At 65.7% G+C, this 10,354-nt stretch carries 13 protein-coding genes; 6 read left to right on the top strand and 7 right to left on the bottom strand.

Annotated features, from left to right (window positions below; all coding sequences use genetic code 11):
* The 3 genes from Q0S16_RS02860 to Q0S16_RS02850 all read left to right on the top strand — a co-directional run.
* Positions 1-207, top strand: a 207-nt coding sequence (locus Q0S16_RS02860) for a hypothetical protein (RefSeq protein ID WP_295844811.1), incomplete at its 5' end; no start/stop codon positions are given.
* A gap of 155 nt (positions 208-362) precedes the next feature.
* Positions 363-908, top strand: coding sequence for a response regulator (locus Q0S16_RS02855; RefSeq protein ID WP_295844810.1), 546 nt, complete (start codon positions 363-365; stop codon positions 906-908).
* A 26-nt stretch (positions 909-934) separates the two neighbouring features.
* Positions 935-1,513 (top strand): Hpt domain-containing protein, encoded by a 579-nt coding sequence (locus Q0S16_RS02850; RefSeq protein ID WP_295844815.1) that lies wholly within the window; start codon positions 935-937, stop codon positions 1,511-1,513.
* A gap of 167 nt (positions 1,514-1,680) precedes the next feature.
* Here Q0S16_RS02850 and Q0S16_RS02845 read toward each other — a convergent pair whose 3' ends face one another.
* The 4 genes from Q0S16_RS02845 to folE all read right to left on the bottom strand — a co-directional run bounded on the left by Q0S16_RS02845 (position 1,681) and on the right by folE (position 5,789).
* A complete protein-coding gene (locus tag Q0S16_RS02845) occupies positions 1,681-2,853 on the bottom strand; it encodes a DUF2336 domain-containing protein (RefSeq protein WP_295844807.1) in 1,173 nt (390 codons plus the stop codon).
* Between the two features lie 523 nt (positions 2,854-3,376).
* Positions 3,377-4,369, bottom strand: coding sequence for a transglycosylase SLT domain-containing protein (locus Q0S16_RS02840; protein ID WP_295844806.1), 993 nt, complete (start codon positions 4,367-4,369; stop codon positions 3,377-3,379).
* Between the two features lie 219 nt (positions 4,370-4,588).
* The gene (gene hisI, locus Q0S16_RS02835; RefSeq protein ID WP_295844804.1) at positions 4,589-5,014 is read right to left on the bottom strand and encodes a phosphoribosyl-AMP cyclohydrolase; all 426 of its coding nucleotides are present in this window, start codon (positions 5,012-5,014) and stop codon (positions 4,589-4,591) included.
* An 85-nt stretch (positions 5,015-5,099) separates the two neighbouring features.
* Complete coding sequence (gene folE, locus Q0S16_RS02830; protein ID WP_295844802.1) at positions 5,100-5,789, bottom strand: GTP cyclohydrolase I FolE; 690 nt, start codon at positions 5,787-5,789, stop codon at positions 5,100-5,102.
* Positions 5,790-6,042: 253 nt separating this feature from the next.
* On the opposite strand from folE, the gene Q0S16_RS02825 reads away from it, so the two are divergent.
* On the top strand, positions 6,043-6,522 hold the full coding sequence (locus Q0S16_RS02825) for an iron-sulfur cluster assembly scaffold protein (protein ID WP_295844801.1): 480 nt from the start codon (positions 6,043-6,045) through the stop codon (positions 6,520-6,522).
* A 206-nt stretch (positions 6,523-6,728) separates the two neighbouring features.
* On the opposite strand, the gene Q0S16_RS02820 is transcribed toward Q0S16_RS02825, so the two are convergent.
* Positions 6,729-7,550, bottom strand: coding sequence for a hypothetical protein (locus Q0S16_RS02820; RefSeq protein WP_295844813.1), 822 nt, complete (start codon positions 7,548-7,550; stop codon positions 6,729-6,731).
* Between the two features lie 326 nt (positions 7,551-7,876).
* On the opposite strand from Q0S16_RS02820, the gene yidD reads away from it, so the two are divergent.
* Both yidD and Q0S16_RS02810 read left to right on the top strand, forming a co-directional pair.
* On the top strand, positions 7,877-8,212 hold the full coding sequence (yidD, locus tag Q0S16_RS02815) for a membrane protein insertion efficiency factor YidD (protein ID WP_295844799.1): 336 nt from the start codon (positions 7,877-7,879) through the stop codon (positions 8,210-8,212).
* Positions 8,213-8,393: 181 nt separating this feature from the next.
* On the top strand, positions 8,394-8,720 hold the full coding sequence (locus Q0S16_RS02810) for a GrlR family regulatory protein (RefSeq protein WP_295844796.1): 327 nt from the start codon (positions 8,394-8,396) through the stop codon (positions 8,718-8,720).
* On the opposite strand, the gene Q0S16_RS02805 is transcribed toward Q0S16_RS02810, so the two are convergent.
* Together Q0S16_RS02805 and Q0S16_RS02800 are read right to left on the bottom strand one after the other, a co-directional pair.
* Positions 8,710-9,855: an MFS transporter gene (locus Q0S16_RS02805; RefSeq protein WP_295844812.1), complete on the bottom strand. Its 1,146-nt coding sequence runs from the start codon at positions 9,853-9,855 to the stop codon at positions 8,710-8,712. The genes Q0S16_RS02810 and Q0S16_RS02805 overlap by 11 nt on opposite strands.
* A gap of 40 nt (positions 9,856-9,895) precedes the next feature.
* Positions 9,896-10,354: very short patch repair endonuclease (locus Q0S16_RS02800; RefSeq protein ID WP_295844792.1), on the bottom strand; the 459-nt coding region annotated here is incomplete at its 5' end.

Below are 10,354 nucleotides of genomic sequence, written 5' to 3'. Positions count from 1 at the left end.
GACGACATGGCGGATGGCGACATCGACGCCGTCCGCGACGAGGTTGGCGACCTTGTCGGACAGCAAGCCGTAGCCCGGATGCGCGCGGCGACATCCGGGAGAGCTCCGCCGCGGGACCTTCGGCTGCGCGATGAAACGATTAAAGCCGGAACGGCACCCTGCGACCGCAGGCCCCGGATCTCGCCGCGCTCATCCGGGCTACCATGATGGCTATCGCAACATGAAAGGCGTGGGCACGCTTCGTTGTGCCCACCCTACGCTTTGCCGCGGCGCGGCGCACGACGTTCCAAGGCAACCCTTCATTAACCGTGCCGGCCTATCGTTAATGGCGGGTAACCTGCCCTGCCCGGTTCGAGCGCCTCATGTTCCGTATCGATTTCAACAAGCTGCGTTTCCTGGTGTGCGACGACAATCCGCACATGCGGCGCATCCTGCGCACGCTGCTGCATTCGTTTGGCGCGCGCGAGGTCTATGAGGCCGAGGACGGCGCCACCGCGCTGGAAATGTATTCGCATTACGTACCCGACATCGTCATCGCCGACTGGGTGATGCCGATCTTCGACGGGCTCGAACTGGCGCAGATGATCCGGCAGCCGGATAGCAAGGGCAATCCCTACGCGCCGATCATCATGGTGACCGGGCATTCCGAGAAGCGCCGCATCACCATGGCGCGCGATGCCGGCGTCACCGAATTCCTCGCCAAGCCGATTTCGGCCAAGGGGCTGTATCTGCGCATCATGAGCGTGGTGGCGCATCCGCGTCCCTTCATCAAGACGAAAAACTATTTCGGCCCGGATCGCCGCCGCAACACCACGGTGGCCTATATCGGGCCGGAGCGCCGCAATGGCGGCGAGGCCGAAGTCCTGCAGCAGCCGTCGCTGATGGACAAGGCGCGCGTCACCTCGTGATGCGCAGCCCGCTGGAGACCTACCGGATGTCGCGCGACAAGATGCTGGCCCCGAAGGTCGAGGCCTTCGCCGATCACCAGATCATCACCCCGCCCGATACGCTGCGCCGCGCCATCCGCCGCGTCGTCGACCGCGATAGCGACGATCCCGTCGGCCGCGCCGAACAGGCGCTGGCTGGACTATCGAGCGAATTCGGCAGCTGGATGCGCGACGAATGCGACCGCCTCAGCGCCGCCTATGCCGGGCTGGTCGCGGAGGGCGCCAGCGATCGGCGCCGCGACGAATTGTTTCGCGCCGCCCATGACATCAAGGGCGACGCCGTCACCTTCGGCTTCCCGACCGCCGCCGTCGCCGCCGAAAGCCTGTGCCGGATCATCGAGCACGCGCCGGAGTTCGAGGCGGTGCCGAATGAGCTGATCCGGCATCATGTCGACGCCATCCAGGCGATCGTGCGCGAGCACACCACCATCGACCGCGCCGGCGTCGCCGCCGAACTCAGCCAGCGGCTGCGCGGCATCGCCGACGACTATCTGATGCTGGTCAATGCCGGCCACCCCGACCGCCTCGCCGCGATCCAGGCGCCGGGCATCGTGCCGGCGGATTAGCGGCATTCACGGGGCTGGATCGTTCCCCGGACGCGGTGCACTGCGCCGCGTCTTCGCGGCGTGGTGCGCCGCTGAGCCGGGGTCCCGGTGGTGTCGCAGGGCAACCGGGATCCCGGATCCGCGGAGCGGCACTACGCGCCGCACCGCGTCCGGGAAACGAGATGGCGCTACGCCGCCAGCGGCTGGTAGTCGGACATGGCGTCGACCTGGTCGACCAGCTCGTCGCAGAAGACGCGGGCTTCCTCGCGGGCGGATTCGGTGCTGAAGCGGCGCAGCAGGATCAATAGCGGCTCGGACACGGTCTCGTCGGTCTCGCACACCGTCAGCACGCGCTCGACCATGCGGCGGCGCAGCCGCACCGCGCCGCCGACGCTGCCGATGAAGCCGATCTGGTGGCGCGCTTCCAGCGCGGCGCGGAACGCCGGATAGGTGCTCTCCGGCAGACCGGCGCGGCCGAGCAGCGCGTTCAGGCTGGCGCCGGCGCCGTCATAGACGATCGCCGCGACACGGTCCGGCGCCAGGCCGGACAATTCCACCAGCGCCTGGTCGAACAATTCGAGATTGCCGGACAACAGCGCGCGTAAAATGAGCCCGACGGTGAGCTGCCCGGCCTGGCGCAGATGCCGCACCAGGTCGCCCATCTCCTCGAGATGCGAGCGCGAGGCGATGTTGACGGTGGAGCGGGCCATCGCCTCGTCCGTGAGGCGGCCGGCGCGATCGGCCGACAGCCAGTTGCGCGCCACCACGAAGCGGCCCAGCGTATCGGCGAGCCTGGCGACCAGCGCCAGCCGCGTCGCAGCCGGCAGATCCTCGAGCACCAGCATGGATTCGCGGATCGCGGCGAGATGGCCGTGACGCTCGACAATGCGGTCACAGGAAAACGGCGCCAGTTCGGCATAGGGGTTTTCGATCAGCTCGAGCGCCGCGGCGGCCGAGCCGACCTCGGCGATGGCGGCGCAGATCGACGCCGGCAGCGAGACGCGACGCGCCACCGCGCATTGCAGCTCGCTGTTGCCGGTGGCGACGATGTCGACGAGGTCGGCATCGATCAGCAGCGGCGAGAATTCCAGAACCGGCAGTGCGACGTTGTCCTGATCGACCGACAGCGCGCGGACGATGGCCGCCGGCGCCGATGGCGCGCGGGCGAATACATCGGCCATTGCCTGGCGGACCAGCGGCGAGGGATCGTCGAGCAGCATCAACAGCGCGCCTTCGGCGGCGGCGCGGTCATCTTCGGACAGGTCGGAGAAAATCCAGGCCCGTGCCAGCGCCCGTGTCGCCTCGGCGCGTTCGCTCGCAGGAGCGGTTCGTACCCAACTAATGAACTGGCGGACAATCATTTTGTGCCGGCTTACGCAACCCGATCGACACCGTAACGCGATGCCACTGACAGAGAAAATAAACCATTCCACTTAACAAAGGGTTCACCATAAGCTGATGCGTTTGTTGAGGTTTTGTTAAGGGTAGTACGGCGGCGCCAGCCCTGTCAGCCGTCATTGCGAGTTTGGGACCGGCCTTTTGGCTGATCCTGAGATATCAAAGATAACACTCGTGTCCCGGACGCGGTGCGGCATTCTCAGGCGATGCCCTTGCATCGCCGCCATGCCGCTCCGCGGAGCCGGGACCGTATCAGGCAACGACGTTTTTGGCGGTCCCGGCTCCGCGGCTCATGACGCCTCCCGCGGAGGCGCATTGCGCTGCGTCCGGGACAAGTGCCCTTTCTTCCCAGGAGCCCTTGCGACGAAGCAAGCCAGTTCTTTCTCGCTTGCCGCCTACTGGATTGCCGCGTCGCAACGGCTCCTCGCAATGACGACGGATGGGTCTACGCGTCATTCGGTGAAGTGTAGTTCGAGGCGCGCTTTGTTAGTTGCTGAAGGCGCCGGCGCGGTCGCTGAACAGATCGAGCGGCCTTGGCACGCCGACCTCGGGGGCTTTCGGCAGCGACACCGAGGTCAGCGACGAGCCGTTGCCCCATAATTCCTGCACCGCGCGCGACACCGGCTGGGTGCGTTCGCCGCCCTGGAACAGCGAGCGGAAGATCGGCGGCTCCGGCGCGGCCGCGGCCGAACTATCCGAGGCGAAGCTGGCGACCTGGGCGTTGCGCAGATCCGGGAAGCTGGACAGATAGGCGGCATTATCGACCGGCGCCGAGGGCGTCACCGCGCGCGCCGTCACCACGCCGGAGGTGGCCATCGCATCGCGGGTGGTAGCGGAACTGGCGGCGGCGTCATAGCGCGTCGACAGCACCGAATAGACCTGCGAGACGCTGCGCGCGGCGCCGCCCTGGTCGTAGAAGATCGACTTGTTGGCCGCGGCGGCATTGGCAAACAGCGCCGCGCCGGACACGTTCGGGGTACTCTGCGCGGCGTTGATCAGTTTCGAGGCGCCGCCGACGCCCATGAAATGCGCCATGTACAATTCGGCGTCGTTGGGGCGGCGGCCGATCGCCTCGCCCAGCTTGAAACTGTTGGACTGCGTCAGCACGCCGGCCATCGCCGAGCTCGCCGCGGGATCGTCGCGCAGCTTCAGGATCTCGGCCTTGGCGGCGGGGTCGGCGACCGAATAGCTGCCGGACTCGGATTTCTGGATGGCGTCGGCATATTGGCCGTAGCCGAGCTTCGCGCCGGCTTCCTTGACAGTGCCGAGCCAGGTCTGGTCGATGAACTGGAACAGGCCCTTGGCCGAGGACGTCGAGGCGGTGGCCGACGGGTTGAGGTTGGATTCCATCTTCGCGGTGGAGAGCAGATATTCGAAGCTGGTACCGGTGGTGTCGGCAGCATTCTTGATCGCGCCCGTCACCTGACTGCGCGACGACGCGATGGCTGCTGTTGTGATGCTGGTCGCCTCGACCGTCATTTGGGATGCCCCGGGCGCCTCACGCGGCGCCACGTTCAGTCACCTTCAGGGCATTGTGGTTAACGACGCGTTAAGGAGACGTGTCCCGGACGCGGTGCGGCGCGAAGTGCCGCTCCGCAGATCCGGGATCCCGGTTACTCACGTTCATTACCGGGGCCCCGGCTCTGCGGCGCACCCCGCCGCGAAGCCGCGGCGCCGTGCACCGCGTCCGGGGAACGATCAGGGCGTCTTGTAAACTGCGGCCGGGTCGAACAACGGTTCGGCGTCGACGAACGACACTTTGGCCGCGCCGTCCTCGCCTTTCGTGATGGCGCGGTAGAAGCAGGAGCGGCGGCCGGTGTGGCAGGCGGCGCCGATCTGCTCGACCCGGAGCCAGATCGCGTCCTGGTCGCAATCCATCCGCATCTCCACGACGCGCTGGGTCTGGCCGGAGCTCTCGCCCTTGCGCCACAGCGCTTGTCGCGAGCGGCTGTAATACCAGGCGTCGCCGGTCGCGATGGTCTTCCGCAATGCCTCGTCGTTCATATGCGCGACCATCAGCACGTCGCCGGAGCCCGCGTCGGTGGCGACGCAGGTGACGAGGCCCGCGGCATCGAATTTCGGCGTCAGCGCGAGGGCTTCTTCGAGGTCGTGGGAGTGGGACACGGCGAGCTTTCAGCAAGAAATGAAGCGCGTAGCGATGGCAAGAGCGCTGAATGCCCGCTCTCCCCGGTGGGGAGAGGTGACGGGATCAGCGCGTTGGCATGGTGATCATCGACATGAAGCGCGCCTGCTCGATCGGGTTGTCGCGAAAACTGCCGGTATAACGGGTGGTGAAGGTGCGCGAGCCTTCCTTGCGGATGCCCCTGGCCGACATGCAGGTGTGTTCCGCCTCGACCATGATGGCGACGCCGCGCGGCTTCAGGACCTCGTCGACCGCCGCGGCGAGCTGCGCGGTGAGATGTTCCTGGGTCTGCAGCCGGTGGCCGAAGATGTCGACCAGCCGGGCCAGCTTCGACAGCCCGACGACGCGCTCCACCGGCGTGTAGGCGATATGCGCCTTGCCATAGAACGGCATCATGTGATGCTCGCAATGCGAGGTGAAGTTCATGTCGCGGATCAGCACGAAATCGTCATAGCCGGCGGTCTCGCCAAAGGTGCGGTTCAGCACTTCGGAGGGATTCTGGTAATAGCCCTGGAACAGTTCGTCATAGGCCTCGACAACCCGGCGCGGGGTGTCGAGCAGACCCTCGCGCCGCGGGTTCTCGCCGATATAGGCCAATAGCGTCTGCACCGCCTGCTCGGCCTCGGTGCGCGACGGGCGCGGCTGGTCGGCATGCACGGCGGGGGCCATGAATTCGGCGGGATCGAGCTCGGACGGCTGGAAGCCGGGCTTACTGTCAGGTTTGGCGCCGCGCAGCGGCTTGATCATCGCTTCCATCATAACTCCGTTCGACCGGCCTCGCAGGAGACCGGAGTGTCACCGGGCAGACCGAGCGGCCACGGCCGCCCAACGCCTGAATCGGTCAAACATAGCGCCAACCCGACTGAATTGAATTGCAAGATTCCGGCGATCTGAAGAACGCCGGACTATTCTCATCGTGGCCTGGCCTTCCTATATAGGGATAGTTCCACGGCAGCCAAGGGCGGCTTTCCCGGCCGCGGCTGCCGCTGGCCATCAGGGTTGAATTCCGATGCTGAACGACATCTACAACAAGCGCATCATCGAACTGGCCGGCAATATACCGCGGCTCGGCCACCTGCCGGCGCCGGATGCGTCCGCCACGGCGCATTCCAAACTGTGCGGCTCGACCGTCAAGATCGACCTCACCATGGACGGCGCGGTGGTCACCGATTTCGCCCATGACGTGAAGGCCTGCGCGCTCGGCCAGGCCTCGTGCTCGATCATGGCCAGCCATGTGGTCGGTTCCACCGCCGCGGAATTGCGCGAGTTGCGCGAGACGATGCGAAAAATGCTGAAGGAAAACGGCGCGCCGCCGACCGGCAAATGGGCCGATTTCAGCCTGCTCGAGCCGGTACGCGAGTACAAAGCGCGCCATGCCTCGACGCTGCTGACCTTCGACGCGGTGGTCGATGCGATCGGCCAGATCGAGGCGAAGGCGGGCCATGCCGTGACCCCGGCGCCCGGCCAGCTCGCGCCGGCGCAAGGCTGATTGATCGATTGTACCCGGACTTGTCCCGGACGCGGTGCGGCACTCAGGCGATGCCCTTGCATCGCCGCCGTGCCGCTCCCGCGGAGCCGGGACCGCACCAGGCACCGGCGTTCTTGGCGGTCCCGGCTCTGCAGCGCACGACGCCGCCAGAGGGCGGCGCACTGCGCTGCGTCCGGGACACGGACTGAGTGCGGTGGAGAGCGGATCTACTTCACCGGCGCCAGCACCAGGCCGCCGGTCGGCAGCGCCGCTTCCGCGGTCTTGGTCGGCTTCGGCGCCGATGGAGACACCATCGCCAGCGGAGTTGGTTCGTCGGTCGCGCTGACAAAACGATCCAGCACCGCTTTCGGCGCCAGGGCCGCGACCGGCACGTCCGTCCGTCTCTCCGGCAGCACATCGGCGACATTGTCGGTGGTGACCAGATTGGTCAGCCGCAATTCCGGCACCGAGAGTTCGTGCAGATCTTCCCACGGCGGCACATTCAGCGACAGCAACAGCAGGTCACCGCTGCCGCCCATGTCGAAGGTGAATTTGGCAAGCCGGCCGATATCGCGTTCCACGATCATCAGGTCCTGCGCGGTATAGGTGGCTGCGCGCGGATCGTCGGCACGGTCGCCCATCCAGATCTGGTGGACGCGGACATGGGCGCCGTCCGGTACGTAACGGGTCTGGCCAGCCAGCAGCAGGAACGCGCACATCGATTCGCAATAGGCCTGCGGCATCACCACCGGCCGCGGGCCGGACGCGGTGTCCTGCTCGACGGTCAGGCCGACGGTGGTGAGCAGCCCGAGCTTGCGCCAGCGCCGTCCCATGGCAATGGCGTCATTGACCGAGCCACCGCTGGAATCCAGCACCACCGTGGCGCCCTTGAGGTCGCGCTCCCTGGCGAATTCATCGAAATCCCGAACGGTGTCGCCGGTCACGATCCCGACCGCGCCGATCCAGCCGCGGCAATCCGGCGCGCATTCAACCCAGGTGAAGCGCATCGGCAGCTTGCGTTCTTCGAGAACAGCACCGGCCTGGGCCATGGCGCCAAAGGCCGCCAGCAGGACTGGCCAGGCGAGGCAAAAGGCAGCGGCACGAAACAGTGCGGCCTGAGTGGATCGACGCGATCTAACCCGTTTCAAATCGGTTCCTTCCCCGCTCTATCGAGCAATGGTACTGGCCCCAAATCAACGTCCATGAATCTGTCACACAGACGTTAACTAAAAACCTAACGTCCCCATGGCTGCCGTCCAGCTCGATTTGCTGCGTTGCGGCCACAAAACCGGCAGGTGTGTCCCCGTTGCATAAGTCGTTGAGTTCCCTGCTGAAAAACCGTGCAAACCGGGCCTGATATGGTAGCAATCCGCCCATGAAACATTCATCGCCCTGCCCGAGCTGCGCCGGTACCATCCGACTGCTGCCGCGCCAGGCCGGCCGCGGCGCGATCTGGATCTACCGCCATACGCTGTCGCCGCTGGTCGGCTACAATTGCCGGCATCTGCCGAGCTGCTCGGTCTATGGCGACGAGGCGATCGGGCGCTTTGGCCTGTGGGCCGGCGGCTGGATGACGCTGGCGCGGCTGCTGCGTTGCCAGCCCTGGGGCACCTCGGGCATCGACAATGTGCCGGCGACGCTGTCGCCCGCCGCGCGCTGGTATAGGCCCTGGCGCTATGCGCGCTGGCGCGGCGTCAATGACAGCCGATAGTCATTCACAGCCGTGACGCGCATCGGCTGCCGCCGATGCGATACGTCGCGCGCCTTGATCGGCCATCTCCCGTCGCGATCGAAAGTCTAATACTGACAGCAGCGGGAAACCGGCGATGGCCATTGTTCGCGTGCATTCAATTTCGTACGATCATACCTTAAACGAAACGGGGGGCGCAGACGTGCAAGAGGGACTGTACGAGGTTCATTTCCACTCGGTCCATGGCGCGGGCACCGGCGTCATCTACGCCATCAATGGCCGGCTGCGCGGCGGCAATTCGGCCTTTGCCTTCCTCGGCAACTACCAGAACAAGGGCGACAGCACCACGGTGAAGGTGTCGACGCGACGCTACAATCCGGATCCGGCGTTGAAATCGCTGTTCGGGCTGGACGGCGTCACCCTGGCGCTCAACGGAAGCGTCAATGGCGAGGTCGTCGACTTCGAAGGCACCGCGCTGCAATTGCCGGGCGTCAGCTTCAAGGCCTCGCTGATCCGTATCAGCGACTGACGGGCCCTGCCGCGAGGCGGCGGCTGAACAGAATGGCCGCGAGCGCCAGTGCGACGAAGCCCATGGCGATGAAGCCCATGGCGATGAAGCCCGCGGCATGAAAATGCCCGCTGGCGAACAGCAGGCCGCCGCTGCCCGAGCCGATCGCCTGGCCGACATAGAGCATCGAGGTGTTGAGCGCCACCGAGGCCGCGGCCGCGTCCGGCGCCGCCGAGATCAGCCGCACCTGCTGCATCGAATTGATGGCGCCAAAGCCCATCCCCCAGATCGCGACGCCGAACGCCATCACCGGCAGATGGCCGGCGCCAAAGCTCCAGACCGACAGGCCAGCGAGCAGCAGCGAGGTCGCCAGCAGCGAGGTGTTGAAGGCGCCCCAGCCATCGACGATGCGCGTCGCCGTCAGGATGCCGATCAGCCCGCAGATTCCGTACAACGCGAAGATCGCGGCCGCGGCGTCCGGACTGGCACCGGTCAATTGCCCGAGCAGCGGCGCGAGAAAGGTGAAGACGGCGAATTGTCCGGAGATCTGCAGCGTGGTGATCAGCAGCAGCAGCACGACCAGCCGGTTGCGCGCCAGTCCCGTCCAGGTCGAGAGATCGACCGGCGTGCCATAGAGGCCGCGCGGCAGCCGCCACGCCAGCAATGCCAGGCTGAGGCAGCTCATCCCGCCGATGCCGGCATAGACGACGCGCCAGCCATAGCGGCTGGCGACAAAGCTCACCAGCGGCAATCCGACAGCTACGACCAGCGTCCAGCCGAGGAAGACGTAAGCGACGCTGGAGCCGCGCTTTTCGGGCGGCACGATCAGCCCAACCGTGCCGGCGGCCTGCGGCGTGTACAAAGCGGCGACCGCGGCCATCAGCAGGCGGATACCGAGCAGCACCGCGTAATCCGGCGCCAGCGCCGAGGCGAAATTGGCTACCGCGACCACCGCGATGGTGCCCATCAGCAGATGGCGGCGCTCGACCCGGCTGGTCAGCCACGCCATCACCGGCGCGCCGACGCACAAGACCAGCGCGCCAAACGTGATCAACAGCCCGGCGTCGCGGATGGTGACGCCCAGCCCGGCGGATAATTGCCCGAGCATCGCCGTCGGCGCCAGCAGCGCGATGCCGCTGACGAAATTGCCGATCATCAGGGCGGTGGGGGCGAAGCGGTGATTCGTTCTCAAGACCTCAAGCTCGCAAAAACTTCTGAATTTTGCGAGCAAGAACTGTCCTGTTTTTTGGGATCGCCTCGCATTCCCAGATCACCAAAGAACTCCAGCCACTTTTTCGCAACTGCCGCCTAACTTGCCGATCGCGCGTGACGTTCGCGGCGAGCTTGGGCTCCCAGAAATCAAGCCGGGTTTTAGGTAGCCTGCTTCGCCAGCACCCCAACTTGGCGTGCCGATGCCAGAAGCATCCATGAACAAGAATCACCTTGCGGCGGCGCGGAAAAACCAGATCAGGATTGCCAAAAACGTCAGGGCTGTGAGCGACGAATTTGAAGCGCAAATCGCTCACGATGTCCTGGACAAAAAGCTCAGGCTTGGTGTTTTTGTTTTTAACCAGCGCCATCTGCGCGCCGCGGGCGCTATCAACCGACATGTCGTTACTTGCTACGTATGACTTCAAGTTGTTGATCGTAGTCTC

Origin of the sequence: Tardiphaga sp. (genome assembly GCF_025356345.1) — a bacterium.
Taxonomy (GTDB): domain Bacteria; phylum Pseudomonadota; class Alphaproteobacteria; order Rhizobiales; family Xanthobacteraceae; genus Tardiphaga.
The sequence above is the reverse complement of the archived record's forward strand: the minus strand, read 5'-3'. Positions and strand labels throughout refer to the sequence as shown.

Coding starts and splice junctions, on each gene's coding strand:
- Q0S16_RS02855 (WP_295844810.1), top strand. CDS start 363: ATGTTCCGTATCGATTTCAACAAGCTGCGTTTCCTGGTGTGCGACGAC.
- yidD (WP_295844799.1), top strand. CDS start 7,877: ATGAAACATTCATCGCCCTGCCCGAGCTGCGCCGGTACCATCCGACTG.
- folE (WP_295844802.1), bottom strand. CDS start 5,789: ATGGAAGCGATGATCAAGCCGCTGCGCGGCGCCAAACCTGACAGTAAG.
- Q0S16_RS02845 (WP_295844807.1), bottom strand. CDS start 2,853: ATGATTGTCCGCCAGTTCATTAGTTGGGTACGAACCGCTCCTGCGAGC.
- Q0S16_RS02825 (WP_295844801.1), top strand. CDS start 6,043: ATGCTGAACGACATCTACAACAAGCGCATCATCGAACTGGCCGGCAAT.
- Q0S16_RS02840 (WP_295844806.1), bottom strand. CDS start 4,369: ATGACGGTCGAGGCGACCAGCATCACAACAGCAGCCATCGCGTCGTCG.
- Q0S16_RS02805 (WP_295844812.1), bottom strand. CDS start 9,855: ATGATCGGCAATTTCGTCAGCGGCATCGCGCTGCTGGCGCCGACGGCG.
- Q0S16_RS02820 (WP_295844813.1), bottom strand. CDS start 7,550: ATGGCCCAGGCCGGTGCTGTTCTCGAAGAACGCAAGCTGCCGATGCGC.
- Q0S16_RS02850 (WP_295844815.1), top strand. CDS start 935: ATGTCGCGCGACAAGATGCTGGCCCCGAAGGTCGAGGCCTTCGCCGAT.